Source organism: Agrobacterium sp. CFBP 3001, assembly GCF_027871605.1.
Classification (GTDB): domain Bacteria; phylum Pseudomonadota; class Alphaproteobacteria; order Rhizobiales; family Rhizobiaceae; genus Agrobacterium; species Agrobacterium leguminum.
Genome location: NZ_JAQAHD010000019.1, coordinates 14,050 through 39,476 on the forward strand (window position 1 = coordinate 14,050; position 25,427 = coordinate 39,476).

Sequence of the window (25,427 nt, forward strand, 5' to 3'; positions counted from 1 at the left end):
GGCCTCAATCGGAGAAGGCTCATGAAGTCCCGAGGACCTTATCGACGGCATTCGACGCCGTTCAAGCTGCAGCTTTGCCAGGATATTCGAAACGGTGTCATTGGACGGCGCGTGTTGTCGCATCATAATGGAGACTGTCGATACAGATGGAAAAACTGACAAACGCAACAACCACGACCAGTGATGCGGCGACTAGTACGCGCGTCATGAGATTTGATTTTCGAAACATGTCAATCCCTTCAAACCAATGGGACCGGATCAAACCGCACCGTTGTTGACTACCATTGTGAAACAAGACATGGCCTCCGGGCGGTATAATCAACGCGCATCATGCGGTGTCGAGTTTTGTTTCAGAAGAAGTACAACCTCCTTGGCAACGGCTTGCGGTGCGCTTTTATTGAAAGCGTGCTGGTGAAAATCTCGAAGAGAGAGCGCTCAAAGGCTTGCCGGATACCTCGCCAATCAAAAGCTGTGCCGTGGACGGTCCTAACGTGAAGCCGTGATGGCCATGACCAAAGTTACACCAGATGCCGTCTACCCCAGGCAATTTGCCGATGACCGGCAACATGTCCGGCATGCAGGGTCGCCAGCCAGCCCAGGATTCACGGTCGATCGGGTTACCCACATCCAGCACTTCACGCGCTGCCTTCTCACCCCGTTCAAGTTGTTTTGATGTCTTGGGTGCATTCGGAAAACGGGCGATTTCAGCACCAGTTGTCAGCCGCAAGCCCTGTCTCATGGGGCAATAAAGAACCGCCGCCTGCACATCGAAAAGCGGTCGGGTGGGAAGAGAAGGTGCATCATAGTGGCGGTGGTAGCCACGCTTGTATATCATAGGGAAGACATGCCCGAAGCGGCGCAAAAATTGTGGCGACCAGCTCCCTAAAGCGACCACAACCTGTTCACCCTTAGCCACGCCTCCATCGCTCAACGTCACCTGCCAGCCTGCCCCCGACGAGGCGAGCGTTGCGGCATCTCCTTGTACGAGGCTGCCGCCCCGGCTCTGAAAGAGGTCCGCATAGGCCTGGATCAGAGCGGCAGGGTCGATGCAACTCCGGCTGGCACGCCAGTGGATAGCCCCGACGAAATCGCGTTGCAGCACCGGCTCCATTTTCTGTAAATTTGCGTTGTCGAGGATCATGGTCTGTGTACCATATTCGCGCGTTAAACGTTCAGCGTTTTGCACGTCTTTCTCGAAAGCCGCCTTGCCGCGATACATCTGGATGTATCCGTTGCGTCTGATCAGCCGCTCGGCTCCGGAGGCATGGATGAGTTGATCGTGTGTTGTTCCAGAGGGCTCGATGATGGTGCGGTAGACAGATGAAATCTCCCGATGCCGACGAGGTGCCGAGTTCAGAAAATACCCTGCCAGCGAACCGGCAGCAGCGGGAAGAGCAGCCAACTGGTAGTTTACGGAGTTATCCAGCCCGAAGGCCAGACGGATCAGGCTCAAGGGATCGCGTGGAAAGCCGTAGGGTTCTGTGGCTTCAACCTGGATAATTCCTGCGTTCCCGTAGCTGGCCTCACAGGCTGAGGGATTACGGTCCACTACAGTGACGTGATGCCCGCATTCCTGCAAAGCCAACGCGGTCGTCACGCCAACCATGCCCGCGCCGAGAACGATAAAGTCAGTCATGTGCGATCACAATTCCTGCGCCTGGGCGATAACCGTAATTTCGATCAGTGCATCAAGCACCAGATCAGTGACGATCGTGGTTCTTGTCGGTAGTTCACCTTCTGCGAAAAATGTCCGGTATGCCTGGTTGAAGCCTGCAAAATCATGTTTGTGAACCAGATAGCAGGCGCAAGAAACGATATCCCGGCGCGAAAGGCCAATGTTGGCAAGCGTGGTTTCTATCCGGTTCAGGGTGGTTTCTGTTTGCTGGACAATATCGCCGCCGATCTGGCCTGACGCGTCAAAGCCAAGCTCTCCCGACAGATAGACCGTATTGCCGACACGGCGGAGCGGCGAAAATGGCAGTGTTGATCTTGTCATTCTGATTTGTCTTTCTTGTCTATGTCTTCACGAAATCTGCCGTTGCGGTGACTTCGAACCGCGTTCAGATGTCATTACGTTCATGATAGCTGTGAAGGAACGCTTCCAGACGAGGGTCCGAAGGGTTTCTGAAAATCTCGGACGGACTTCCGGTGGCAACCATTTTTCCTGAGACCATGAAGGCCACCTGATCGGCGACATGCGAGGCGAAACCCATTTCATGGGTGACGACAACCATGGTCATACCTTCCGCTGCAAGTGTCTTCATCACCTGCAGAACTTCACCGATGAGTTCAGGGTCAAGCGCGGATGTAGGCTCATCAAACAGCATCAGCCGAGGCTGGATTGCAATGGCGCGTGCAATTGCCACCCGCTGCTGCTGTCCGCCCGACAGGCGGCTCGGATAGTTCTCACCTTTGTCTGAAAGGCCGACCTTGGTCAGGGCTTCCATGGCCTTATCCTTCGCATCGCGAAGCGACAGGCCGCGCACCTGAACAAGCGGTTCCGCAACATTCTGCAGCGCCGTCATATGCGGCCACAAATTGAATTGCTGGAAGACCATTCCGATCTTGCGGCGCATTTCGCGCAGCTTGGCAGCGGACATTTTCGGGCCGCCGGGGCTGTCATAGCCTATCAGTTCGCCATCGATACGCACTTCACCGGAGTCATATTGCTCCAGAAAATTGATACAGCGAAGCAACGTGGATTTGCCTGAGCCGGAGGGGCCGATGAGGCAGGTCACCTTGCCTGGCGGAACATGAAGCGAGACTTCATGCAGCGCCCTGAAGGTGCCGAAGCTTTTGGAAACCTTCAAAAGGTCAGCCGAAGACATGGACATAACGGTTCTCACTTGATCAGATAATGGGTGACACGGGTTTCGAGCATCCGCCCGAAACGCGATATGGCTTCAACGAAAATCCAGAAAAAGAGCGCCAGTGCGATGTTCGCTTCAACGAAGGCAAAGGTCTCTGCCGACATCGTCTGCACCTGGTACAGAAGTTCCGGCACGGTAACGACCGACAGGATGACGGTTTCCTTTGTGAGGATAATCGCAAAATTGGTCAAAGCCGGCAGTGTCGAAACCAGCAGGATAGGGATCATGATGCGGCGAACGATGCTGGCTTCCGAAAAGCTCATTGCCCTCGCTGCCTCGATCTGTCCGTGAGGGACCGACTGAAAACCGGCGCGGAATATTTCTGCGAAATATGGGCTTCCATAGATGATCAGGCCAACGAGACCGGATTCAAGGCTTCCAAGTCGCAGGCCCAGATGCGGGCCACCATAATATAGCAGAAAGAGCTGTACGAGAAATGGCGTGCCTCGAATAACCTCGATATAGGTCTGCAAGATTGCCCGAACAAAGCCGTTCGAGTAGCGTTGTATAATAGCGATCGTGAAGCCGACAATTGCGCCGCCAATGGTGCCGATTGCCCAACACAGGATCGTCATTCCGAAACCGGACAAGAGCGCCGGGCCGTATTCAATGAAGAGGTTGATATCCATCAGATCGCGCTCCTTTTTTCAAGAAAACGCCCAAGCAGCGCGAGGGAAAGATTGATAACGAGATAGACCGCGGCAGCCGAACTGAAGATTTCAAGAGGGCGATAGGTTGCCGAAGACAGGGCCTGGCTTGTTCGGGTCAACTCTGTGATGCCGACAAGCGAGACCAAGGACGATGCTTTCACCAGCAAGATTAGTTCATTGACGAGCGCCGGCAGCGAAATCCGAAAAGCCTGCGGTAGAATAATCCGTGTCCAGATCCGGGCTGGAGCAAACCCGAGCGTAACCGCCGCTTCGCGCTGTCCCGGCGGGATCGCGTTGATCGCGCCACGCAGATACTCTGCGACATAGGCTGATGAACACAAGCCGACCGTGCCGACGGCAGCCACCATTGCTGGAACGTTTAAACCGATGACCGGAAGCATATAGTAGAACAGAAGAAGCTGAACGAGCAGCGGTACGCCGCGGAAAAAGCTCGTGTAGATAGCGCTGGCCGTACGGATACTACTGATCGGCGATATTCTGGCCGCACAGAGAACAGCGCCAAGAACAAGCCCGATGGCCACTCCAAGGACTGAAACCAGAAGTGTCAGCCGCGCAGCCCAGAGCAACTGGGGTAGATTGTCAATGATGACCTGAAATGAGAACATTGTCGCCTCCCGACTGACGGGCAGCTATAAAGCTGCCCGTGACGAAGTCTCTATTACTTGACGTCCGGAAAAGTCTTCGGCAGCTCGATGACCTGTCCGAACCACTTCTTTTGAATCTCGCCAAGTCGTCCGTCGTCCTGCAGCTTGATCAGAATGGCGTTGATTTCCGTGACCAGAGTGGCGCTCTTTTCTCCCTTGCGTGCTGCCCAGGCGTAGTAGGATTTTTCACCGAACGGTGGGCTGACGGTTGAGAAAAGTTCAGGACGCTTGGAGGCGGCGTAAGCACCAAGCGGCGCGCCGTTGGCAACAGCATCAATCCGCCCTGCGGCTAGATCGGCATAGGCATCTTCGGTAGAGGCATATTCCTTGACCGTCACATCTTTGAGCTTGGCTGCAAACGCCTTCAACTCGCCAAGTTCTGCCGAGCCCTTCTGCGCAGCAATCGTCTTGCCTGTGATGTCTTCAGGCTTTTTGATCGTATCATCGCCAGTGCGCTTGACCAGCCCAACGGTCGCGTCGGAAATCGGAAGAGTAAAGGTATAGCGCTCCATACGCTCATGCGTGATCGTGACCGGAGCATTCGTCATGTCGAATTTGCCAGCTTCCAGGCCTGGAAGCACAGCCGTCCATGGAAGGTCCTGGTATTCAGGCTTAACACCCAGTTCTGAAGTTACGAGATCCGCCAGATCGCGGCAGAAGCCTTCGTACTTGCCATTCACAAGCATATCGAAAGGTGGGTAAAGCATTTCGGTTGCGAAATGGATTTTACCGCTCGCCTTGATGTCGGCGAGTTGGTCGGCATGCGCGGATGAAAAACCGATGGCGACCCCGGCAAGGCAGATTGCCGCAGTTTTCACGAATGTTGAAATGCCCATTATGGCGCTCCCTATTGTTGTGAGGGCACTGATGCATCACTTCGCGCGCCCTTATTCGCGAAATGGTCTTTCTCAAAAAAATCACTTTCCTTTTCCCAGAATGATTTTTTTGTTCACTGGCCAATTGATATTATGTATATACCTATTATTCTGTCAATGATGTATTTCTGACTTCGCAATTTTCCTCGGTACCCGGCAGGGGCGACCGCTTGAATGGCGAAACCAGATGTTGTGGCAGGCAAAACTCCTGCTTGGCATGGGAGTGCATCGGAATGAACAACCGGAACGTCATCTTGTGGAAGGTCCAGACATGTCACTAATCGAGGAAAATGCCCTCAAGTCCCGCCCGGAAGTCGCGGCACTTCCTGCATACAATGCCGGAATAACGGCATCTGTCGCCAGGCGGGTCAGCGGGCGGCAGGATGTTGCAGCACTTGCAAGCAATGAGAATCCATACGGTGTTTCACCTGCCGTCACGGCAGCGCTTAGTGGCATAGACCCTTCCCGCTACAGTGATTCAGCCGCATCGACATTGCGCCATGCCCTGTCAGATAAGCTGGGCGTCGGTATTGAGCGGATCACCTGCGGCAACGGGTCCGAGGAACTGATCGCAGCCCTCTGCCGCGCCTATCTGCAAAAGGGTGATGTCGTCCTGACCGTATCCCCCAGCTTCGGGCTTCATGAGATAGAGCCGATGGCAGCGGGTGCACGGGTCGTAAAAGTGCCTATGACGGATAAGCTTGAATTCAATATCGACGCTCTGGAAGAGCAGCTTGCCCGGCGACCGAAGATCGTCTTTATCTCTTCTCCCTCCAATCCTGTCGGTGTAGCCCTTGCACTGCCAGAACTTGAACGACTTCTAGACGCAACGTTGCCCGGAACCCTTTTCGTTCTGGACGAGGCTTACTTCGAACTCATCGATTCCGACTATCCCGATGGTCTGAAGGTGCTGCAAAACCGCACGGGCCTTTCCTGGGTCGTGCTGCGCACCTTCTCCAAGGCCTATGGTCTGGCCGGTCTGCGTGTGGGGTATGGTGTTGCCTCGGATGCCGGCATTGCCCGCGCCATGCGCTCGACACTCACGCCATTTAACGTCAACTCCGTTGCACAGGCGGCGGCGACTGCTGCCTTGCAGGATGAAGAGTGGATGCAAAATGTCACAGCAAGAATCAAGGCCGATAGGGTCATTCTCACAGAACGCTTGCGTAAAATGGGCGTTCGCGTCGTTCCATCCCAGACCAATTTCCTGTTTCTCGATCTAGAAAAAGACGCCGCAACCGTGGCGAAAGCCTTGCTTCAGAAGGGAATCATCGTCAAACCCTGGATGGAGGCGAATTACACCAACTTCCTGAGAGTCAGTATTGGGACGGCAAAAGACAATGACAGATTTGCTCAGGAACTCGAACTGCTCCTCACACTTACATAGTTACAACGGATGACAGTGTCGAAGAAGGATCCTATCTTGAAAAAACGTCCCCTTGGTCGCGCTGCGGCCATCGGGCTCACCCGGGAGCGGATAGTGGAGGAGGCCATCGCCCTCATCGATGATGAGGGCCTAACGGGCTTCTCCGTCCGTGCGCTGGCGCGCCGCCTGCAAGTTTATCCAACCGCTCTATATTGGCATGTCGGTGGCGCGAAGGCGGATCTTTTCGCTGAAATTTCCGGCTCACTTATCGCAACTCTGGTCATGCCGGACGAAATTTCGGACGACTGGCGTGAAACGATCAGGATACTGTTCAGGCGCTTTCGCGCGCGCATTCATGAGCACCCACGGGCAGCACCTCTATTGGGACCGCATATCCGCTCCAATGGAGCACCAAACGCTCCGTGGGTTGAGGTCATCCTGCACGCACTGACCAAAGCAGGTTTTGACGGACAGGGTCTGATCAACGCGTTCAACGCTATAGTCGGCGCGCTTGAAGGTTACGTCACCATCGAGCTCGCCGCAGACAGCGCAGTTCCGGGCTCGGAGTGGGTTACAGCCTTTGACAAGGGGCTGGAAGACCTCGACCGGAAGGAATTTCCGCTTGTTACGCAGCACCTGCCGCAGATGTACAACCGGGCATTCGTCATGCGCTGGCAAAATGGCGAAGCCGCCCCTCTCGATGATGGATATGACTTTTTGCTCGAAACCCTCATTCTGGGGCTTGAGGCACAAGTCATGAATAACCGGGAATAGCGGCCACGCATCCGGAGTCTGTGAGGTTCATAAAGAACCAGGCAGGCTCTGGCTTCTCGCGCTCAGACCGGGGTGATGCGGATCAGGAAGGAATCCACCGGCATATCGGAGGTGATCGTCATGGTGCCATCCAGTATGGCACAATCGAGCGCGCCAAGTTCCTCTGCATGACCTCCATGGTCGATCCGCAGATGGCCGAGAACGAGAAGCAGCGTGACACCACCATCGGCATAAAGATCATGCTGGCCCTCGAATGTCCGCCGCTCCACCTTATGCGTCCATTGTCCGCGCCGGGTCATGATGTTGAGATCGGTGATGGTGCCCGCTACAAGGCGAGCGGATGTTGCAGCATCGGCGGGAAAGGCCAGTGGCTCCGATGCCCGGGTTAACACGACAGGCTGGCGCCCGGCAATATCGAGCTCCATCCCCTCGCCTTCAAGGATCGACAGGGTGCGATCTATCCCGGAAAATACAGAGAAAGGCCCGTCGCTTGCGACCGTTGCCATGCTGACGCGCCAGCCAAATTCAGACAGATCGGCATCCGGTGGAAAAACTGCGATCTCTGTTGTCTCACCGCCACCATTCTTCCATGGCATGCGTCGATGGTCATTGTTGCGCAGTATCTTCATGGTAGCGGCCCAAATGTTTTGACACGGTCGGCCGGGCTTCAAACCATAGCTCGAAGCCCGGGTTTTTGTTTACTTACCGAGAATGCCCGGCAGACGCAGGCCCTTTTCCTTCGCGCAATCGAGCGCGATATCATAGCCCGCATCGGCATGGCGCATGACGCCGGTTGCTGGGTCGTTCCAGAGAACGCGGTCGAGACGGCGCGCTGCATCATCCGTGCCATCGGCGCAGATGACAACACCGGAATGCTGACTGAAGCCCATGCCGACACCGCCGCCGTGATGCAACGAAACCCATGTTGCGCCGGATGCTGTGTTGAGTAGCGCATTTAGCAATGGCCAGTCGGACACGGCATCAGAGCCGTCCTTCATCGCCTCGGTTTCGCGGTTCGGCGAGGCGACAGACCCGCTATCGAGATGGTCACGACCGATGACGACCGGAGCAGAGAGCTCACCACTCCTGACCATTTCGTTGAAGGCCAGGCCGAGGCGGTGACGATCGCCGAGACCGACCCAGCAAATGCGTGCCGGAAGACCCTGAAACGCAATGCGTTCCGCAGCCATGTCAAGCCAGTTGTGAAGATGCTTGTTGCCCGGTGTCAGTTCCTTCACCTTGGCATCTGTCTTGCGGATATCTTCCGGATCGCCAGACAGCGCCGCCCAGCGGAATGGACCGATGCCACGGCAAAACAGCGGACGGATATAGGCTGGCACGAAGCCAGGGAATGCAAAGGCGTTTTCGAGACCTTCTTCCTTGGCGACTTGGCGGATGTTGTTGCCATAATCGAAGGTGGGGATGCCCATGTCCTGGAAGGCGATCATCGCCTCGACATGTTCGCGCATCGAGGCGCGGGCAGCCTTTTCGACAGCTTTCGGATCGCTTACGCGCTTTTCTTTCCACTCGGCCATTGTCCAGCCCTTTGGCAGGTAGCCGTTGATCGGGTCGTGCGCCGAGGTCTGGTCGGTGACCATATCGGGGCGAATACCACGGCGAACCATTTCGGGAAGGATTTCTGCAGCATTGCCCAGCAGACCAACGGATTTGGCTTCACCAGCCTTAGTCCAGCGGTCGATCATCGCCAGCGCTTCATCGAGCGTTTCGGCCTTTTCGTCGATGTAGCGGGTGCGCAGACGGAAATCGATCGAATCCGGGTTGCACTCGATGGCAAGGCATGAAGCCCCAGCCATGACGGCTGCGAGTGGCTGTGCGCCTCCCATTCCGCCGAGGCCACCGGTCACCACCCATTTGCCCTTGAGGTCGCCGTTATAATGCTGGCGGCCGGCCTCGACGAAGGTTTCGTAGGTGCCCTGCACGATGCCCTGGCTGCCGATATAGATCCACGAGCCGGCGGTCATCTGGCCATACATTGCCAGACCCTTCTTATCCAGTTCGTTGAAATGGTCCCAGGTTGCCCAGTGTGGCACGAGGTTGGAATTGGCGATCAGCACGCGTGGTGCATCCTTGTGGGTGCGGAACACGCCGACAGGCTTGCCGGACTGCACCATCAAGGTTTCGTCTTCGTTGAGGTCGCGCAGCGTTTCGACGATCTTGTCGAAATCCGCCCATGTGCGGGCAGCGCGGCCAATGCCGCCGTAGACCACCAGCTCATGCGGGTTTTCTGCGACCTCCGGATCGAGATTGTTCATCAGCATCCGAAGCGGTGCTTCGGTCATCCAGGATTTTGCGGTCAGTTCTGTCCCGCGAGCGGCGCGGACGTCGCGGATATTGTGACGAGGATTGGTCATTTTGTTCCCTTTTTCGTATTTGCCAATGTCAGCGCTGCTGTTTCGATGCGCGTGAGAATGTCTTTGAGGTGAATGCGAAGCTGTTCCGCCTTGCTTTCGTCGTACGCGAAGGGCGGTGTCTCAGTGATCAGATGGGTGGCTTGCGCCAGTTCCATCTGGATTGCATGAACTCTGGTTTCGGGCTGACCATAATGCCGCGTCGTCCAGCCGCCCTTGAAGCGGCCGTTCAGAATGCTGGTATATCCCTGTGCATTCGAAACGACATCGATAGTTGCATCCTGAATTGTGAGGTCGCAGGTTTTGCCCGAATCTGTGCCAATGTTGAAATCGGGCAATGTGCCTTCGAACAGGAACGGGATGCCCGACCGGATCGAATGGCAATCATAGAGCACCGCAACGCAGTGGATTGCCTTCACCCGCTCGATCTCGGCAGCAAGTGCTGCGTGATAAGGCGCATGGAACCCGGCCAGGCGGGATGCGATGTCCGTTTCGGTCGGCTCCTCGCCATCCTTCCAGATTGCCAGGCCATCGAAATCCGTATCAGGAACAAGCCCGGTGGTATTCTGACCGGGATAAAGACTGTTCCCTGCCGGGTCACGATTGGCATCGATGACATAGCGATGGAAGGTGGCGCGCACCGTCGTCACATCCGGCGACAGGCCGTCGTAGAGATGATGGATATGCCAGTCGGTGTCGGCGAGAACCCGTCCGTTGTCGTTCAGCCGCTCCCATATCGCGGGCGGAACATCCGTGCCGGTGTGGGGAAAGCCAAGAATAACGGGGGAGCTACCCTGTCTGACTTCAAAGACGCTCACCTCACGCCTCCAGAACCGGAAGAATACCGCCGGAAACCGCAGCGTTCAGAGCACCGGTCGCAACAAGCTCGCTCGCCGCCTTGAGGTCGGTTGCCATGTAGCGGTCGACGTCCAGTGTCGGAACGACCTTGCGGATCGCTGCGATGGCATTGGACAGTTCCGGGCTTGTGGTGAGGGGGCTGCGGAAATCTATGCCCTGGGCGGCGGTCAGCGCCTCGATGCCGATAATCGCAAACAGGTTGTCGGTCATCTGCAAGAGGCGACGTGCACCGTGGCAGGCCATGGAGACGTGGTCTTCCTGGTTGGCCGAAGTCGGGGTCGAGTCAACCGAGGCAGGATGCGACATCTGCTTGTTTTCCGACATCAGCGCCGCAGATGTCACTTCTGCGATCATCAGGCCAGAGTTGAGACCTGGTGTTTTGGCAAGGAATGCCGGCAGGCCGTAAGAAAGAGCCGGATCGACCAGCAACGCGATGCGCCGCTGCGCGATGGCACCGATTTCGCAGATGGCGAGCGCGATCTGGTCGGCCGCAAAAGCCACAGGCTCGGCGTGGAAGTTGCCGCCCGAGACCACCGAGTTATCGGACAGAACCAGCGGATTGTCTGTCACCGCATTGGCTTCGATTTCGAGTGTACGGGCCACAGAGCGCAGGAGATCGAGGCATGCGCCGTCAACCTGCGGCTGGCAGCGGATGCAATAAGGGTCCTGAACCCGCTCGTCGCCTTCGATATGGCTATCGCGGATTACCGATCCCTTGAGCAGGCCGCGGAGCGCCGATGCCGCATCGATCTGACCCTTATGGCCGCGCAGAGTGTGAATATCAGGATGGAACGGCGCCGAAGAACCCATGGCGGCATCCGTTGAAAGCGCACCGGTAACAAGCGCCGATTGTGCAGCACGATGAGCGCGGAACAGGCCAGCCAATGCGAGAGCTGTGGAGACCTGCGTACCGTTGATCAGTGCGAGTCCTTCCTTGGCTGCCAGCACGACCGGCTTCAGGCCAGCGCGTTCAAGGGCTGTACGTCCGTCAAGCTGTTCGCCGTTGAAGAAGGCTTCACCTTCGCCCATCATCACCGCTGCCATATGGGCCAGTGGCGCGAGGTCTCCCGAAGCACCAACGGAACCTTTTTCAGGGATAACCGGTATGACACCCTTTTCGAGCATGCTTTCAATCAGCCGGATGAGTTCGAGCCGCGTGCCCGATGCGCCACGACCGAGCGAAACAAGCTTCAGCGCCATGATCAGGCGAACGATGTTCTCGGCAAGCGGCTGGCCCACGCCACAGCAGTGCGAGAGGATAAGGTTACGCTGAAGGATGGCCACATCGGCGGCGTCAATCTTGATGCTCGCCAGTTTACCGAAGCCGGTATTGATGCCATAGACGGGCGCGTTTCCGGCGGCGATCTCGGCGATACGGGCCGCGGCCTTTTCGATGCCCTTGTCGAACGAGGGATCAAGCCGGGCCGGATCTCCGGTCCAGTAAATTGTTTCAAGGGTCGAAAGCGGGACAGAGCCCGGCTGAAGAATTAGCGTCATTTTGAAGTCCTCACCAATACACGGGATCTAGACCGTGTGCCTCAAATTCAGTGTCCGTTGCGTATGCGCGCATGCAGCGGGTTAAAGCCCATGCGGTAGACGAGTTCTGCCGGTCGCCCGATATTCCAGATGGCGAAGTCGGCCCGTTTTCCGGCCTCCAGCGTCCCCACTTCATCGACCAGACCCAATGCACGCGCCGCTTCCCGTGTCACGCCGGCAATACATTCGTTCACCGTCATGCCGAACAGGGTCGCCGCCATGTTCATGGTCAGCAGCAGCGAGGTCAGCGGTGAGGTGCCAGGATTGCTGTCTGTGGCAATTGCCATGGCAACGCCCGCCTTGCGGAACAGATCGACCGGCGGCTTCTTCGTTTCGCGAATGAAATAGAAAGCACCAGGCAGAATGACGGCAACTGTACCGCTCCTTGCCATCGCCTCTGCGCCTGCTTCATCGGTATATTCCAGATGATCCGCCGACAGTGCGCCATATTCTGCCGCAAGCGCTGCGCCATGCAGATTGGAAAGCTGGTCGGCATGCAGCTTGACCGGCAGACCGTGGGCTTTTGCAGCCTCAAACACCAGCCGCATCTCATCAGTCGAAAAAGCAATACCTTCACAGAAACCGTCAACCGCATCGGCCAGGCCTTCCGCCGCTATGGCGGGCATCATCTCGTTGATGACTTTGTCGATGTAACCTGCCTTGTCGCTCTTGAATTCAGGCGGCAAAGCGTGAGCGCCTAGGAAGGACGTGCGAACGGTAACGTCGCGCTCTTCACTCAATCGTCGCGCGGCGCGCAAGGCCTTGGCTTCGTTTTCAAGGTCAAGCCCATAGCCGGATTTGACTTCTACAGTGGTCACACCCTCAGCGATCAGTGCATCCAGCCGTGGCAGCGTCTGCGCTACCAGTTCGTCTTCGCTGGCTTCGCGAAGTGAGCGGACGGAAGAGACGATACCGCCTCCCGCGCGGGCAACCTCTTCATAGGTGGCACCGGCAAGGCGCATTTCAAACTCGTTGGCACGATTCCCGGCATGGACCAGATGCGTGTGGCAATCGATCAGACCAGGTGTGATCCAGCGTCCGCCGCAATCGATAATTTCCGCAGCGTTATCAATCGGGAAAGGCAGATATTCTTCAGCGCCGACATAGAGAATGCAACCGTCCCGAACGGCAATGACACCGTTTTCGATGAGGCCAAGCCCCGGCAAAGAAGGGTTTAGCGTTGCAAGCCGGGCGTTTCGCCACAGGCAATCACAGTCGCTTGATGGCTGGCTGTTCGGTGCCGAATTTATGGAAGACATCGTTTTCTGGCCTTTCCTTTTCGTGCAGTTATGTATAGACATAAAGAAAATGAGCGCAAGTGTTTTTTTAAGAGAAGCAGTCAGGAAGGGATGGGTCATGACCAGCATTCATGTGAAATCGGCTCTCACGCCAGCGGGATGGCAGAAGAATGTGCGGCTGAAGATTGAGGATGGCCGCATCGTTTCCGTCGAGGCGAGCACTGCGGCGCAGCCGGGTGACGAGCGCCATGATATCCTCGTGCCGGGCATGCCAAACCTGCATAGCCACGCATTTCAGCGCGGCATGGCAGGCCTTGCCGAAACCCGGGGTCCCGGTGCTGACAGCTTCTGGAGCTGGCGCAATGTGATGTACCGTTTTGCGCTATCGATGACGCCGGATCATGCCGAAGCCGTTGCCAGCCAGCTCTATATGGAAATGCTGGAAGCAGGTTTTTCGCGTGTTGGCGAATTCCATTATCTGCACCACGATATTGATGGCCGCCCTTACGCCGACATTTCTGAAATGGCTCAGCGGATTGCGGCAGCAGCGTCCCATACGGGGATCGGTCTCACACTGCTTCCGGTGTTCTATGCCCACTCGGCATTCGGCGGTGCGGCGCCCAACGATGGCCAGCGCCGGTTTATCAGTACCATCGACAGCTTTGCGCGCCTTCTGGATGATTGCCGTTCCGCGGTGAGGGATTTGCCTGATGGTCGTGTAGGCGTTGCGCCGCATAGTCTGCGAGCGGTCACGCCGCACGAGCTTGCTGCGGTGGTCGCCATGACGAAAGACGGACCAATCCACATCCACGTGGCCGAACAGGTCAAGGAAGTTGAGGATTGTATTGCCTGGTCGGGTGCGCGACCGGTCGAGTGGCTGCTCGACCATGCCGATCTGGACAGTCGGTGGTGCCTGGTTCATGCAACCCACATGACTGATGCCGAAACGCGGCGCATGGCTGAAAGCAAGGCAATTGCCGGCCTCTGCCCGATCACAGAAGCCAACCTCGGTGATGGCACATTCGAAGCGGTGAGGTTCAGCAGAGGTGGTGGCAAGTTTGGTGTAGGCTCAGATTCTAACGTACTGATCGGGCTGCCAGACGAGTTGCGTCAGCTCGAATATTCTCAACGCCTAGCGCATCGCTCGCGTAACGTGCTGGCTGCGGCTGGCCAGTCGACAGCTCGCGCTCTTTTTGACGGCGCGCTTGAAGGTGGGTCTATCGCATTGGCGATCGGCGCCGGCATCGCCGCTGGTCAGCCTGCTAATTTCCTCAGCCTGCGCGTACCGGATGGAGATCTCACCGACGACGCGGTTCTGGATTCCTGGCTATTTGCCAATGGTACGAAGCCAGACAGCGTGTGGGTAGCGGGTCGCAAATTGGTGGAAGGCGGTAGGCACCACAGGCGGGACGAAATATCCGCCCGGTTCCGCAGCGTTATGCATCAGCTTCTCTTATAACTTTCATTTTTTCCCGACGGAAGCTGCTGAATAGTGTCTATAGACAGAAGCGATTCGTAGGGGTGCTCATGTGGTGAAGTTTCAGAACGCTGATCAGGCTGTTGATATGCCACCCGCTGAAGGTACCAGCGGCCTGTCGCTGCACCAGCGTATTCTCGAAGATATAGAGCAACGCATCTTATCCGGCGAATGGCCACCTGGTTTTCGCATTCCCTTCGAAGTCGATTTAGCTGAGCAATATAAATGCTCACGAATGACAGTGAACAAGGCGTTGACACAGTTGGCGCAAACCGGGCTGATTGAGAGGCGGCGCAAGTCGGGCAGCTATGTGACACACCCACGGGCGCAATTGGCAGCGCTGGAAATTCGCGACATCAAACTTGAAGTTGAATCCCTGGGGCTACCCTATCACTATAAGCTCGCTGCTCGAGCAAGGCGCCGTAGCTCGTCCGAAGACCGACAGCGGCTTGGTCTTGAGGTGACGACGCCTGTTCTAGATGTTCGTTGCACGCATTTTGCCGGCAATAGGCCATTTTGCCTCGAGACGCGTCTGATAAACCTCGCGGCCGTGCCTGACGCCGCAGTGGAGACATTTGAAAAAGAAGCGCCTGGCCAATGGCTGCTGAATAGGATTCCCTGGAGTGCGGCGGAGCACAAAATCCGGGCCATTTCTGCTGACGATACAATTGCCGGTTTTTTGAGGATTGGCATCGGAACAGCGTGTCTTACAATCGAGAGGCGCACGTCGAGCAATGGTGACTATATCACCCATGTGCGGTTCATCTACCCCGGTGAACGGCATGCGCTCATAGCCAACTTTACCCCGTCTCAGTTAAAGTGAGAACCTCCAAGCATAGGAGTTAGTGGCAAACTGCGACGCGTATTCTCCTGGCCTGGCCGGCACTTCCCACAGTGAAAGTTGAGCAAATGGTGTACGACGATGGTCAAATGGAGCCCAGCAGAAGAGGCGCAACCTTTATCAACAGAGTATTTCCAAGCCCACGTAAGTCATTGAACAGCGCCCAGTATGTCGGATTTATATTGTAAATCTGACCTAACTTGGCTAGACGACTATAGGTGTCGAGCAGAATCAACGCTCAAAGCGAACTAGATTTGCAGTAGGAACGGAGTGTTCCCGCTAAAGCCCGCGAGTCGTCCTTGAAAGCGCTTCGTTCACTTCAAAAGAGCGAGTTCCGATTTTGTCGATGCCATAATCCTTCAAGCGGGCAGCGTGTTTTTCCGAGTACGCTTTAGCGTAATTTGCGTCCTCAAATAGATATACGCCGCCCGCGACGCCTCGGTCCGGAGCTTCGGTCCAGACCTTCCATTTTAGTCCAGGCTCGTTAGCGATTTCGAAAGCCAACTCCTTAAACGAATTCGCCATCTCCTGCCCCCAGGGCCCGCTGGATTCGAATTCAAATATAAGAAGCGTTGCCATTTGCGTCCTTTCCAGTTCGACAGTTATTTCGGTGTGACGTCTTACAAATCTGGTATCTGCATAGAGTTCTCGATGCCGCTTGCAACTACGAAAATCGCCACTGTGACGACATCGATACTGCCGTCGCGTTTCAGCGGGATTGACGTGCGCGAAAGCGACGGCTAGCGCACCTCACCAGCTTGGAGACTGCGATAAGACGCGGCAGCACCGTCAGCACACGCGGTAAAGACGTCTTTACCGAAAGCCTTCACTTCTTCCGCTAATTCAGGTCCCGCAAGTTCTGGAGTCCCCACCCCAAACACTGGTGTAGGATGATATTCGACATTTAGTTCTTGAAGCTTGGCCGCGTGCTCTCCCTTCAGGCGTGACAGGGCAACGATAGCAGCTTCGAATCCTCCCGTGGCGGGCCCAGCGGTGATAAGCTTGCCGTCCTCTACGACAGATCCACCTTCGACAACATCGCAATCGAATTCATTAAGCCGGTCGATACATTGGAAGTTCGTTGTCGCCCGCCTGCCTTTTAGTAACCCGGCGGCTCCGAGCATCAGTGCTCCTGCGCAAATGCCTATAAGGTAAGGATCATACTCAGCTTGCTCACGGAGGAATGCGTTGGTTTCGGGGTCAGAAAATACCTGCGGTGCCATGGCGCCCATGATAATTACATCTAAGGGAGGGCATTGCTGATACGTCGTTGTTGCCACAACCGTCAAACCTCCCCAAGCGTGGATCGGCTCCTCAGTCTTTCCGACGTGGTAGAGTTCGACCCCAGGTGACATACCGAACACAGCCTGCGCGCCTACAACGTCCATCATCAACACGCCCGGCTCGATGAGGATTCCCACCTTTAGTTTGCCACTGCCTAACACCGCTTCCATATTCGCTTCTCCATGAGCTATTGGTATTTCAACCTTAGATCCCATTCATGGTGGCGGGAATGACAATTACTTGACGATTAGCGCCAACCGCTATACCCCCTTGGTAATTTGGATAGGAGGAAAGGAAGCTGTGGCTGCCAAAAGACACATCCAGCTTATGGCATTCTCGCAAATGAGCTTTCTCGACCTTGCGGGGCCGTTCGATGTTTTCCGCACAGCCAACGAATTCTCAGAGGGAAACGCATATGAGGTTTCTGTCGTATCGCTTGATGGCCCAGTAGATATGGCTGGTGGCGTCTCCATGCAGGTTGCCGAAATCGATGGCCGAACGCCAATACCCCACACCTTGTTTGTTCCCGGCGGCCCCGGCATCATGTCGTTCTGCGATAGTATTAGTTTTCGACATACATTTGTTCCGTTCGCAGGCCAGGCAGAAAGGGTCGCCTCAGTTTGCACTGGTGCTTACGCCTTGGCGACCGCAAACATGTTGGACCGAAAACATGCGACAACCCACTGGTCGGCCTATGATGACTTTGAAAAACGGTTTCCAACGGTGTTGCTCGAGCGCGGCCCGATATTTGTAAATGACGGACGGATTTGGACATCCGCCGGAGTCACCGCTGGAATAGATTTGGCGCTCGCGCTGATTGAACAGGACTTTGGACAGGCTCTGGCACTGAAAATTGCACGCCATCTCGTCATGTTTCTTAAAAGACCTGGTGATCAATCGCAGTTTAGCACTCCTCTTAATTTGCAGTCTGAAAGCGGTCATTTTGCTGATCTACACGCTTGGATAACGGCGAACCTCGATGCAGATTTATCAGTGGCGGCGTTGGCAGCGAGGATGAAAATGAGCGAGAGAAGTTTTCTTCGCCACTACCGCAAGCATACTGAGAAAACCCCCAGCAAGGTTGTGGAAGCGTTACGTCTAGAAGCGGCACGTGAGCTTTTGTGCAATACGGATCAACCTCTAAAAGAGATTGCCGTGCGCTGCGGCTTTCATAGCGAAGCCACCTTGCTTAGGCGATTTTCTACCAGGTTTGGAAGCACCCCAGGCCAGTACCGCGCTCGATTCCGGCTTAGTAAACCAGCTGTCGCGAACGGCTGGCTTGCCAGTGAAAGCATACCAGAGCGCGATTGAAGCCGTACGTTTGGTGCGGCTAAGTCCGACCTTGCGGCCCAATTTCTACGGCAGCGATTGAGTGCCATCCTCGAGAGTACCTGCCCGGGCCTGAAATCGCTCGCGATATTCCCCGGGCGTTAAGCCAATAATCCTAAAGAAGATCTTGCGAAACGCGCCCGGATCGGCATAGCCGACTTCCCAGGCGATGCGTTCGACGGGACAACCGCGAAACTGCAATAATTCCTGGGCTTTGGCGACCCGCAGGCGTTGAGCGTAGTCGGTCGCTGTCATACCTGTGGCTTTCTGGAAGCGACGCAGGAAGGTGCGTTGTTCCAGCCCTGCTTGTTCGGCCAGGATAGCAAGCCGAGCCTCCTTGCCCTCCTTTGCCTGGAGAAAATGCTGCGCCTTGACGATGGCAGCGTCCCCATGGTTCAGCCGTGGTGCGAACCGGCTGTAAAAGCGTTGCTCGCGGCCCGGCGGATCAATCAGCAACATGCGCGCGGTCCGCACCATCGTCACAGGACTGAGAAAGCGCTCTACCAGCTTTAAGCCGAGATCGGTCCACGCCATCAGTCCGCCTACCGAGATGATATCACCACTATCAATAATCAGCCGATCTGTATCGAGTTCCACCCCGGGGAATCGGTTGCGGAAGGCATCGGCAGATGCCCAGTGGGTCGTAATCGTTCGCCCAGCGAGAAGCCCGGTTTCTGCCAGAAGGAACGCGCCGGCACAGACGGAAGCCAGTGCCGAGCCCTCACCATGACGTGTCCGCAGCCAGCGTGCAAGCGGTGCGGCGGCCTCAGCCGATATTGGTGGCTCCAGCGAAGGGGGCAGAATCAGCACGTCGGAAGGGCCTGTGTCCTCCCCGGTTGCATCGGTATCGCTGTCGAATACAACGACGGGCTCTTCATCGTCCTCGATCCGTAAATGCCGTACCCGCAGACGCAGCGTAGCGGAATCGGCATTATCAGCAACCCGGCAGGCGACCTTGAACATGTCGGTCAGCCCCAACACCGCCGATACCTGCGCGCCTGGGTAAAGCAGGATCCCTATCTGCACCGGTGCCATTGTCGATATTGCCCTTGTTTGTGTCGTTTTCGCCAATTGCGGCAACACTCAACGGAAACGATATTCAACGCAAGCAATAAATAACTCTGAAAGGATCTTTTGGCATGTCAAAGCGCGCTATTCTCGTTGTCGACCTTCAAAATGAATACTGGCCATCGGGCAACCTCCCGCTCCATGGCATCGACGCAGCCGCCACTAATGCCGCCCGCGCTTTGGCGCATGCCCGCGCGAAAGGTGATCTGGTCGTTAACATTCGCCACGAAATGTCCGACGCGCCGTACTTCGTACCCGGCAGCGCAGGGGCCGAGATCAACGACGCCCTACGGCCTGCGACTGATGAACCCATCATCACCAAGCACTTCCCCAACTCTTTCCGCGAAACCGTGTTGAACGATCTGCTTCAAGAACACGGGGTTGAGGACGTCGTGGTCGTCGGCGCGATGAGCCATATGTGTGTTGATGCGACGGTGCGTGCGGCCAACGATCTAGGGTACAAAACAACGACGATTCACGACGCCTGCGCCACGCTTGATCTGACCTTCGACGGTATCACGACTCCAGCAGTTCAGGTGCATGCAGCAATGATGGCAGCGCTTTCCATTGGTTATGGCGACGTGATCTCCACCGAGTCCTTCCTCGCTCACTAACAACCTCTTCCGGAGAAGACTATCCATGACTACACGCAGAGAGCTTTTTGTCCTATCGGGCGCTGCGCTTGTCGCCAGCGCCTTGCCGGCGGGCGCAGAGGTTGCCGCGCCGCAGGACAGTGTGAAAATAACGCAGATACGCAACGCAACACTCCATATCGTCTATGGCGGCGTTCGTTTCCTTGTCGATCCGATGCTTTCGGATCGTCACTCCTGGCCAGGTTTTGAAGGCTCGGTGAACAGCGAGGAGCGCAATCCTCTCGTGCATCTTCCTATGACGAAGGAAGAAATTATCGACGTGGATGCGGTGATCGTCACCCATCTGCACGAAGACCATTGGGATGAGGAAGCGCGCAAAGTTCTTCCGAAAACACTGCCGATTTTCGCGCAGAACGACGCGGATGCTTCAATCATCCGGGGACAGGGGTTCTCCGATGTGCGCGTGCTATCGGGTACATCCGACTTCAATGGAGTGCAGCTAGTCAAGACGGGCGGACGTCACGGGACCGAGGCCCACTACGCCAGGATTGGCAATCTTCTCGGTGAGGCGTGCGGTGTCGTGTTCAAGAAAGCCGAACTGAAGACCGTCTATCTGGCTGGCGACACGATCTGGCACGAACGGGTAGCGGCAGCTCTGAAAACGCATCGTCCAGATGTGGCGATCCTGAACACAGGCTATGCGATGGTCCTAGGAATCGATGGCGGCATCATCATGGGAACGCAGGATGTGCTTTCGGTCCACAAGGCGGCCCCTGAAACCCGCCTGATCGCCAGCCACATGGAAGCGGTGAACCACTGCACTGTGAGCCGGGCGGACCTTCGGGCTTTCGCCCGCGCCAACGGTTTCGCCGATAAGCTTCGCACTCCTGGGGATGGGGAAACCATTATCGTTTGAAGTGTCATACCGTGGGCCACCTGAGTATGGCCGTTGCCCAACGCTGAGCCTCCCCCGACTGCCGCTCAACATTTGCAGTTATTTCTCCGATTAACACAAGAAACAGGAGCATAATTGAGATGCATACTCACGATGAGAATCTGAAGTATATGCCCGATCTACAGGATGCCGCGCCCGAGATGGTGGCCGCCTTTTTCAATTTCGATAAAGTGGTGTTCAACAAGAATGTTGGTAGCCTAAGCCTTGCCACTCGTGAGTTGATCGCTGTGAGCGTAGCCGTCACAACGCAGTGTTCGTACTGCATTGCCGATCACGCGAAGCGAGCTGTCCAGGCTGGTGCGTCGAAAGAGGAGGTCGCGGAAGCCATCATGGTGGCTACAGCGCTTCGCGCCGGAGGAGGTATCACCCATGGCTGGCAGGCGATGAAGAGTATTTCTGAAGGGAAATGACACGTCATAACCCGCGACGGGCCAGGCATCCAGGAGCTTCGCCACAGGCGATATCATGTGAGCCTTTGCCGGCCATCCCCGCCCAACCAACGCGATTGGGGAAATCGGTCTACCGTGCGGTTGAGGCCGCCGGCCTATGTGAATCCCTACGTCACGCGCTACAAGACGGACGCCGCTGATGCGGAGGCAATCTGCGAGACGGTCACGCGCCCCACGATGCGTTTGGGCCATCAGCTTCTATTGACGGCACTCGAGACCGCTCAAGCTATAGCTTTGCCAAGATATCCGAAATGGTGTTATCGGACGCCGTGGTGCACAGCGCACTTACGGTGTCTCGGCCAACCTTATCCAGTAATGGCCGACGCAGTTTCATCACGACGAACTCAATGATAAAGAAGGCGAAATCATTGTCATCGTCGACCGTCTGGCATCTGGCTGAGGACGGAAGCCATGAAGCCTCGCAAACAGAAGCACACCATGAAGCGGCTGCATGCCGACCTGATGAGTCGTGGCTATGACGGTTTCTTTGATCGTGCCGCTGAGCCTTGAGCGTGGCAAGGTCTTCAGTCTGACTGGTCCGAAGACCGTTTGATAATCGGCAATGAACGCACCGAATCGCAGATGACAATATCGCAGTCTGGAAGAAGCTTCGGTAGGAGATGAAATATCGTTTGGAAAAACGGAGAGTGGCCAGTCCAGCCACGCGTCATATGCATATACGAACGTGACCTTCAGCTATCCTGGAAACGGGTTTCCAAAGCTTGAGAGCGTTGGCGGGGCGCTCCGCGGCAACAGACATTAGTCCCAGCCGATGTCAGCCATATCCTAAGCTCTTGAACAAGCGAACATAAAACCTGAAGAAGAAACGAGCCGTCCACCGTACATTTTGAGCCTGGGGCCGCCGCTACTCACTGGCCCACCGAAGCCTAGTTTCGGTATGTCCCCGGAAATATGACGTCCTGATCAACCAGCACGTTGAACTTGTAACCCGGTCGAATTTCGAGCGTCGGCTGGATGTTGAGGTTTCTGCTGATAGTTTGTTCTGCCACGCTGCCGAAGCTCTCCGCGAAATTCCGCCTTGCGGCATCGGAGGCCGTATCCTGCGTAGCAAGCGTCGAACTCTCCGGCAAGGACGCGTCGATCCCTGTTCCAACGAGTGCGATCAGCGCCGCCGACGCGAATGTCCTCCAATAGTGATTGTTCACCTTGTCATGGAAGCCGCCAAAGCCTTGCGCGTCCGTTCCCGCCATGCCGCCGATCTGCAGCGTGGCGCCGTTTGGGAAGATGATATCCGTCCACACCACAAGCACGCGGCTCTGACCGAACGACACCTTGCTATCGTAGCGTCCGAACAGTTTCGTTCCCTGCGGAATGAGGAGGCGATGCCCTGTGGCGCTGTCGTAGACGTTCTGGCTAACCTGGGCGCTGATCCGGCCTGGTAGGTCCGAATTGATGCCGGTAATCAGAGTCGCCGGAATGACCGAACCGCGTTTCAGTTCAAAGGGTGATTGCTGCGGCACCACGCGGTTGGGGAGATATCCGAGGTCCTTGAGATCAACATTGAAGAAATCCTCCTTGGAGGACTGTCCGTTCGGGTCGATATTTTGCCCGCCGAGACCGGCCCGCAACGCGGCGGCATAAAGATCAAACGTGGCGCCGGCGGTTGTCGATGATGGAGTGCTGGTCGTCGTTCTGGTGTCGTCAGCCCTCGCCTCCAGCTTGCTGCGGTCGATGGCGAGTGGTGCGTCATAGGCCGCGTCATTCGCCTGCAGCCTGGCCATGCGCTGGCGATGCCGCTCACGCAGATATTGCTCCCGCTGCTCGCGCTCGAGACGGGCACGCCAGACCGCTTCGGGTTCCAGCTCCTGCCCGCGCTGCTGTTCCTGGTTTTGTCCCGGCTGCGGCGTGAAGGGATCGTTCGCCTTCTCGTCCTGTTTGGTCTCGACGGGTGTCGGCTGGAATGTGGTCTGTTGCTGCGGCTCGCCGATGATGCCGTCCGTCACGCCGCGCTTGATCTGGTCGGCGAAGGTCGAGGCCGGATTGCCGGAGCTCGTTTCCGGACCGCGGTCCTTTCCGAAGTAGAGTCCGCGGGAGGCAAGCCCATAGAAAATGACGCCAAGAAAGGCGACGATCAGCACGATCACCACGATGATCGGCAGGCGGTTGATCCGCTTGATGCCGGCTTCCGCTTCGTCATTCGCAGCGCCGCCGAGTTTGAGGGATTGTACCATGGTGCTCTCCCTCAGCCGCGCCGCATCAGCGACAGCGCGCTCGCCGGCGTCGCGCCGCTTGAGGTGACGGCGTAAGCCCGGCCCAATTCGATGCTATTGGTCGAAAGACGCGCCAGCACTTGCCCGTCGAATGGCACGATCACATAGGCGAGCGGGATGATCTTCGTGCCGATGTCCGTCTTCTGGTCGGTGACTACGGCATAACCCCATCCCTTGAGTGCTGCTTCGAGCGCCTGACCGAACGGCGAGGCGTCCGGCTTGAGCGCAACGGTCGCCTTGCCGGGTCCGATCTGCTCGGCAAGCCGGCTGACCATATCGCCGGCAATGGCGCTCGCAGCCGGGCCGGAGATCTCCGGCGGCGCGTTGCTGGTGACGAGACCGTCAGTCGCCATCGACTGGCATCCGGAGAGGAGGATGGCGAAGCTGCCGGCTGCGGTAAGGGCACGGATGGGACGGAGGTGGAAGACGCGCATCACCGCCCTCCCCTTCTGATCGTCACCTTTTCCTGCCGCCAGCCGACGCCCGAGACGAGGACCGCGCGATCGATATGATAGTCGACCACCATCATGTCGCCCTTCATGCGGTAGTTGACGATCCGGTTCTGGCCTCCTGAGGTGACGAAGATCACGGGCGCATCCTGGCCGGAGATCGAGCGCGGGAACTGGATGTAGGTTTTCAGGCCATCGGAATAGACACGTGTCGGTCGCCAGCCGGCTCTGCCCGATACGGAATACGAGAAGTTCAACTGCTCGGCCGAAACGCCGGCGCCGGGGATGGTACTCGCCTCGAGACGCGCATTCATGTCAGCGAGCTTCGCCGACACATCTTCCGGATATTCGAATCCGACGCGGGCCATATATTGCGTCGAATGCGACTTGAGCTGGATGTGATAGGTGCGCCGCGACGTCGTCACTACCATTGAGGTGACGAGACCCGGCTCCGACGGTTTGACGATCAGATGGATCGCCTGGCCACCCGCCGCCCCCGAAGTCGCTGGCTCGACCTTCCACCGCACCGTGTCGCCGACGAGCACATCACGAACCACCTCGCCGCCCTGTAGCTCGATGTCGCAGACCTGAAGCGGCGAGCAGACGACCGAGGGCTGAACCTCGCCATAGAGAAAGATCACCTTGCCGTCGGCCCCTTTCGTCACGAGGCCGCGCGATCCGCGCCACTGGGTGGAAATCCCCATGCCCTTCGCCTCATTGGCGGTGACGCCGTCGGCCGCAATGGCATTGAGAGGCGCAAGGGCGGAGAACGCCAGCGCCGCTGATATGATGGCGCTGGCAGTCAGCATGGCCGAATAGTTCTCAAGTCGGATGTTCATGTTCGGGGCCATGCCTTTCAAAGCTGCGCTGTCCAGTCGAAATCGCGGAGATAGAGACCGATCGGGTTGAGACGGATGACGCCTTCGTCCTGCGGCGGAGTGAGGGTTACGGTGGCGATGCCGCGAAAACGGCGCACGGCCGTCTCCTTGCCGCGGCGGTCGCGCTCGAACTCGGTCCAGTCGACCTGGTAGGACTGGTTCGATAGTGCAACGATGTTGTTGACCTCGACCGCCACCGTCGCGGTCTTCGCCTTTTCGAAGGGAGAATTGGAACGGAACCAGGCATTGACCTTCTCGGTCGCTGCGTCCGAGGTCCGAAGCAGCGCATAGGTCCGGTCGATATATTGCTTCTGAACGACCGCATCCGGCGTCACGCTCCGGAAATTCGAGACGAAGCTGCCGAGCGTCGCGCGCACCACACGCGGGTCGGCATATTCGATCTGCTGCGGGAAGCCGGCATTGGAGGAGGTCCCGAGCTTGTCGACTTCGACGATATAGGGAACGAGCTTCACCTGCGTGCTTTGATAAAGCGCGTAGCCGAAGCCGATCACCGCCATGACCATGCCGGTGACGCCGACGATGCGCCAGGCCGCGGCTGCTCTCACATAGGAGCCATAACGCTCGTTCCACTCGTTGCGTGCCGCAAGGTAAGGGTTGGAAACATGGGAAGTATTTGGCGGATTGCGTCCGGCCATGGGTGATCAACCTCCA

The 25,427-nt window shown here is 56.9% G+C and carries 26 protein-coding genes and 1 pseudogene; 9 read left to right on the plus strand and 18 right to left on the minus strand.

Annotated elements, in window-relative coordinates; genetic code table 11:
* Positions 1 to 394: 394 nt before the first annotated feature.
* The 6 genes from PH605_RS20035 to PH605_RS20060 all read right to left on the minus strand — a co-directional run bounded on the left by PH605_RS20035 (position 395) and on the right by PH605_RS20060 (position 5,021).
* Positions 395 to 1,636 (minus strand): NAD(P)/FAD-dependent oxidoreductase, encoded by a 1,242-nt coding sequence (locus PH605_RS20035; protein ID WP_142845836.1) that lies wholly within the window; start codon positions 1,634 to 1,636, stop codon positions 395 to 397.
* 6 nt (positions 1,637 to 1,642) lie between these two features.
* Positions 1,643 to 1,996: a RidA family protein gene (locus PH605_RS20040; RefSeq protein WP_142845837.1), complete on the minus strand. Its 354-nt coding sequence runs from the start codon at positions 1,994 to 1,996 to the stop codon at positions 1,643 to 1,645.
* Between the two features lie 64 nt (positions 1,997 to 2,060).
* Positions 2,061 to 2,834 (minus strand): amino acid ABC transporter ATP-binding protein, encoded by a 774-nt coding sequence (locus tag PH605_RS20045; protein ID WP_142845838.1) that lies wholly within the window; start codon positions 2,832 to 2,834, stop codon positions 2,061 to 2,063.
* A gap of 8 nt (positions 2,835 to 2,842) precedes the next feature.
* Complete coding sequence (locus PH605_RS20050) at positions 2,843 to 3,499, minus strand: amino acid ABC transporter permease (protein WP_142845839.1); 657 nt, start codon at positions 3,497 to 3,499, stop codon at positions 2,843 to 2,845.
* A complete protein-coding gene (locus tag PH605_RS20055) occupies positions 3,499 to 4,146 on the minus strand; it encodes an amino acid ABC transporter permease (protein ID WP_142845840.1) in 648 nt (215 codons plus the stop codon). Before PH605_RS20055 ends, PH605_RS20050 begins: the two co-directional genes overlap by 1 nt.
* 53 nt (positions 4,147 to 4,199) lie before the next feature.
* The gene (locus PH605_RS20060) at positions 4,200 to 5,021 is read right to left on the minus strand and encodes a transporter substrate-binding domain-containing protein (RefSeq protein WP_112403151.1); all 822 of its coding nucleotides are present in this window, start codon (positions 5,019 to 5,021) and stop codon (positions 4,200 to 4,202) included.
* A 226-nt stretch (positions 5,022 to 5,247) separates the two neighbouring features.
* Between PH605_RS20060 and hisC the strand changes: the two genes are divergently transcribed.
* Together hisC and PH605_RS20070 are read left to right on the plus strand one after the other, a co-directional pair.
* The gene (hisC, locus tag PH605_RS20065; RefSeq protein ID WP_223565032.1) at positions 5,248 to 6,447 is read left to right on the plus strand and encodes a histidinol-phosphate transaminase; all 1,200 of its coding nucleotides are present in this window, start codon (positions 5,248 to 5,250) and stop codon (positions 6,445 to 6,447) included.
* A gap of 36 nt (positions 6,448 to 6,483) precedes the next feature.
* Positions 6,484 to 7,200, plus strand: a complete 717-nt coding sequence (locus PH605_RS20070) for a TetR/AcrR family transcriptional regulator (RefSeq protein WP_205125164.1) — start codon at positions 6,484 to 6,486, stop codon at positions 7,198 to 7,200.
* Positions 7,201 to 7,262: 62 nt separating this feature from the next.
* On the opposite strand, the gene PH605_RS20075 is transcribed toward PH605_RS20070, so the two are convergent.
* The 5 genes from PH605_RS20075 to hutI all read right to left on the minus strand — a co-directional run bounded on the left by PH605_RS20075 (position 7,263) and on the right by hutI (position 13,222).
* Complete coding sequence (locus PH605_RS20075; RefSeq protein ID WP_112403155.1) at positions 7,263 to 7,829, minus strand: HutD/Ves family protein; 567 nt, start codon at positions 7,827 to 7,829, stop codon at positions 7,263 to 7,265.
* A 69-nt stretch (positions 7,830 to 7,898) separates the two neighbouring features.
* Positions 7,899 to 9,572, minus strand: coding sequence for a urocanate hydratase (gene hutU, locus PH605_RS20080; RefSeq protein ID WP_142845842.1), 1,674 nt, complete (start codon positions 9,570 to 9,572; stop codon positions 7,899 to 7,901).
* Positions 9,569 to 10,387, minus strand: coding sequence for an N-formylglutamate deformylase (gene hutG / locus PH605_RS20085; RefSeq protein ID WP_142845843.1), 819 nt, complete (start codon positions 10,385 to 10,387; stop codon positions 9,569 to 9,571). The genes hutU and hutG overlap by 4 nt, the downstream gene beginning before the upstream one ends.
* Before the next feature lies 1 nt (position 10,388).
* Complete coding sequence (gene hutH, locus PH605_RS20090) at positions 10,389 to 11,924, minus strand: histidine ammonia-lyase (RefSeq protein WP_142845844.1); 1,536 nt, start codon at positions 11,922 to 11,924, stop codon at positions 10,389 to 10,391.
* Between the two features lie 47 nt (positions 11,925 to 11,971).
* Positions 11,972 to 13,222 carry an imidazolonepropionase gene (gene hutI, locus PH605_RS20095; RefSeq protein WP_142845883.1) on the minus strand — a complete coding sequence of 417 codons (1,251 nt, stop codon included), beginning with the start codon at positions 13,220 to 13,222 and terminating at the stop codon, positions 11,972 to 11,974.
* A gap of 97 nt (positions 13,223 to 13,319) precedes the next feature.
* Here hutI and PH605_RS20100 point away from each other — a divergent pair, with 97 nt between their 5' ends.
* The gene (locus PH605_RS20100) at positions 13,320 to 14,660 is read left to right on the plus strand and encodes a formimidoylglutamate deiminase (RefSeq protein WP_142845845.1); all 1,341 of its coding nucleotides are present in this window, start codon (positions 13,320 to 13,322) and stop codon (positions 14,658 to 14,660) included.
* A gap of 106 nt (positions 14,661 to 14,766) precedes the next feature.
* Positions 14,767 to 15,501, plus strand: coding sequence for a histidine utilization repressor (gene hutC / locus PH605_RS20105; protein ID WP_142845884.1), 735 nt, complete (start codon positions 14,767 to 14,769; stop codon positions 15,499 to 15,501).
* Positions 15,502 to 15,798: 297 nt separating this feature from the next.
* On the opposite strand, the gene PH605_RS20110 is transcribed toward hutC, so the two are convergent.
* On the minus strand, positions 15,799 to 16,098 hold the full coding sequence (locus PH605_RS20110; RefSeq protein WP_142845846.1) for a monooxygenase: 300 nt from the start codon (positions 16,096 to 16,098) through the stop codon (positions 15,799 to 15,801).
* Positions 16,099 to 16,259: 161 nt separating this feature from the next.
* Positions 16,260 to 16,973: a DJ-1/PfpI family protein gene (locus PH605_RS20115; protein WP_142845847.1), complete on the minus strand. Its 714-nt coding sequence runs from the start codon at positions 16,971 to 16,973 to the stop codon at positions 16,260 to 16,262.
* A gap of 70 nt (positions 16,974 to 17,043) precedes the next feature.
* Here PH605_RS20115 and PH605_RS20120 point away from each other — a divergent pair, with 70 nt between their 5' ends.
* Positions 17,044 to 18,114: a GlxA family transcriptional regulator gene (locus tag PH605_RS20120; RefSeq protein ID WP_237680945.1), complete on the plus strand. Its 1,071-nt coding sequence runs from the start codon at positions 17,044 to 17,046 to the stop codon at positions 18,112 to 18,114.
* A 45-nt stretch (positions 18,115 to 18,159) separates the two neighbouring features.
* Here the strand turns inward: PH605_RS20120 and PH605_RS20125 are convergent, their stop codons facing one another.
* Positions 18,160 to 19,167 (minus strand): GlxA family transcriptional regulator, encoded by a 1,008-nt coding sequence (locus PH605_RS20125; RefSeq protein ID WP_142845848.1) that lies wholly within the window; start codon positions 19,165 to 19,167, stop codon positions 18,160 to 18,162.
* 104 nt (positions 19,168 to 19,271) lie between these two features.
* Between PH605_RS20125 and PH605_RS20130 the strand changes: the two genes are divergently transcribed.
* The 4 genes and pseudogenes from PH605_RS20130 to PH605_RS20145 form a co-directional block, all read left to right on the plus strand.
* Positions 19,272 to 19,814, plus strand: coding sequence for a cysteine hydrolase family protein (locus PH605_RS20130; RefSeq protein ID WP_142845849.1), 543 nt, complete (start codon positions 19,272 to 19,274; stop codon positions 19,812 to 19,814).
* A gap of 25 nt (positions 19,815 to 19,839) precedes the next feature.
* Complete coding sequence (locus PH605_RS20135) at positions 19,840 to 20,709, plus strand: MBL fold metallo-hydrolase (protein WP_205125165.1); 870 nt, start codon at positions 19,840 to 19,842, stop codon at positions 20,707 to 20,709.
* A gap of 119 nt (positions 20,710 to 20,828) precedes the next feature.
* Positions 20,829 to 21,158 carry a carboxymuconolactone decarboxylase family protein gene (locus PH605_RS20140; RefSeq protein WP_142845850.1) on the plus strand — a complete coding sequence of 110 codons (330 nt, stop codon included), beginning with the start codon at positions 20,829 to 20,831 and terminating at the stop codon, positions 21,156 to 21,158.
* 114 nt (positions 21,159 to 21,272) lie between these two features.
* A pseudogene (locus tag PH605_RS20145) lies at positions 21,273 to 21,380 on the plus strand (IS110 family transposase); the annotation flags it as partial.
* Between the two features lie 704 nt (positions 21,381 to 22,084).
* Here the strand turns inward: PH605_RS20145 and trbI are convergent.
* Genes trbI through PH605_RS20165 form a run of 4 tightly spaced genes read right to left on the minus strand, consistent with a single transcriptional unit; the run spans position 22,085 to position 25,411 of the window.
* Positions 22,085 to 23,389 (minus strand): IncP-type conjugal transfer protein TrbI, encoded by a 1,305-nt coding sequence (gene trbI / locus PH605_RS20150; RefSeq protein ID WP_142845851.1) that lies wholly within the window; start codon positions 23,387 to 23,389, stop codon positions 22,085 to 22,087.
* Between the two features lie 11 nt (positions 23,390 to 23,400).
* The gene (trbH, locus tag PH605_RS20155; protein ID WP_142845852.1) at positions 23,401 to 23,862 is read right to left on the minus strand and encodes a conjugal transfer protein TrbH; all 462 of its coding nucleotides are present in this window, start codon (positions 23,860 to 23,862) and stop codon (positions 23,401 to 23,403) included.
* The gene (trbG, locus tag PH605_RS20160; protein ID WP_142845853.1) at positions 23,862 to 24,716 is read right to left on the minus strand and encodes a P-type conjugative transfer protein TrbG; all 855 of its coding nucleotides are present in this window, start codon (positions 24,714 to 24,716) and stop codon (positions 23,862 to 23,864) included. The genes trbH and trbG overlap by 1 nt, the downstream gene beginning before the upstream one ends.
* Positions 24,717 to 24,733: 17 nt before the next feature.
* On the minus strand, positions 24,734 to 25,411 hold the full coding sequence (locus PH605_RS20165; protein WP_142845854.1) for a conjugal transfer protein TrbF: 678 nt from the start codon (positions 25,409 to 25,411) through the stop codon (positions 24,734 to 24,736).
* Positions 25,412 to 25,427 lie beyond the last annotated feature (16 nt).

Bases quoted from the DNA above. Each gene is read 5' to 3' on its own strand.
- PH605_RS20035 (WP_142845836.1), bottom strand. From the start codon at position 1,636: ATGACTGACTTTATCGTTCTCGGCGCGGGCATGGTTGGCGTGACGACC.
- PH605_RS20040 (WP_142845837.1), bottom strand. From the start codon at position 1,996: ATGACAAGATCAACACTGCCATTTTCGCCGCTCCGCCGTGTCGGCAAT.
- PH605_RS20045 (WP_142845838.1), bottom strand. From the start codon at position 2,834: ATGTCCATGTCTTCGGCTGACCTTTTGAAGGTTTCCAAAAGCTTCGGC.
- PH605_RS20050 (WP_142845839.1), bottom strand. From the start codon at position 3,499: ATGGATATCAACCTCTTCATTGAATACGGCCCGGCGCTCTTGTCCGGT.
- PH605_RS20055 (WP_142845840.1), bottom strand. From the start codon at position 4,146: ATGTTCTCATTTCAGGTCATCATTGACAATCTACCCCAGTTGCTCTGG.
- PH605_RS20060 (WP_112403151.1), bottom strand. From the start codon at position 5,021: ATGGGCATTTCAACATTCGTGAAAACTGCGGCAATCTGCCTTGCCGGG.
- hisC (WP_223565032.1), top strand. From the start codon at position 5,248: ATGTTGTGGCAGGCAAAACTCCTGCTTGGCATGGGAGTGCATCGGAAT.
- PH605_RS20075 (WP_112403155.1), bottom strand. From the start codon at position 7,829: ATGAAGATACTGCGCAACAATGACCATCGACGCATGCCATGGAAGAAT.
- hutU (WP_142845842.1), bottom strand. From the start codon at position 9,572: ATGACCAATCCTCGTCACAATATCCGCGACGTCCGCGCCGCTCGCGGG.
- hutH (WP_142845844.1), bottom strand. From the start codon at position 11,924: ATGACGCTAATTCTTCAGCCGGGCTCTGTCCCGCTTTCGACCCTTGAA.
- hutI (WP_142845883.1), bottom strand. From the start codon at position 13,222: ATGTCTTCCATAAATTCGGCACCGAACAGCCAGCCATCAAGCGACTGT.
- PH605_RS20100 (WP_142845845.1), top strand. From the start codon at position 13,320: ATGACCAGCATTCATGTGAAATCGGCTCTCACGCCAGCGGGATGGCAG.
- hutC (WP_142845884.1), top strand. From the start codon at position 14,767: ATGCCACCCGCTGAAGGTACCAGCGGCCTGTCGCTGCACCAGCGTATT.
- PH605_RS20110 (WP_142845846.1), bottom strand. From the start codon at position 16,098: ATGGCAACGCTTCTTATATTTGAATTCGAATCCAGCGGGCCCTGGGGG.
- PH605_RS20115 (WP_142845847.1), bottom strand. From the start codon at position 16,973: ATGGAAGCGGTGTTAGGCAGTGGCAAACTAAAGGTGGGAATCCTCATC.
- PH605_RS20125 (WP_142845848.1), bottom strand. From the start codon at position 19,167: ATGGCACCGGTGCAGATAGGGATCCTGCTTTACCCAGGCGCGCAGGTA.
- PH605_RS20130 (WP_142845849.1), top strand. From the start codon at position 19,272: ATGTCAAAGCGCGCTATTCTCGTTGTCGACCTTCAAAATGAATACTGG.
- PH605_RS20135 (WP_205125165.1), top strand. From the start codon at position 19,840: ATGACTACACGCAGAGAGCTTTTTGTCCTATCGGGCGCTGCGCTTGTC.
- PH605_RS20140 (WP_142845850.1), top strand. From the start codon at position 20,829: ATGCATACTCACGATGAGAATCTGAAGTATATGCCCGATCTACAGGAT.
- trbI (WP_142845851.1), bottom strand. From the start codon at position 23,389: ATGGTACAATCCCTCAAACTCGGCGGCGCTGCGAATGACGAAGCGGAA.
- trbH (WP_142845852.1), bottom strand. From the start codon at position 23,862: ATGCGCGTCTTCCACCTCCGTCCCATCCGTGCCCTTACCGCAGCCGGC.
- trbG (WP_142845853.1), bottom strand. From the start codon at position 24,716: ATGAACATCCGACTTGAGAACTATTCGGCCATGCTGACTGCCAGCGCC.
- PH605_RS20165 (WP_142845854.1), bottom strand. From the start codon at position 25,411: ATGGCCGGACGCAATCCGCCAAATACTTCCCATGTTTCCAACCCTTAC.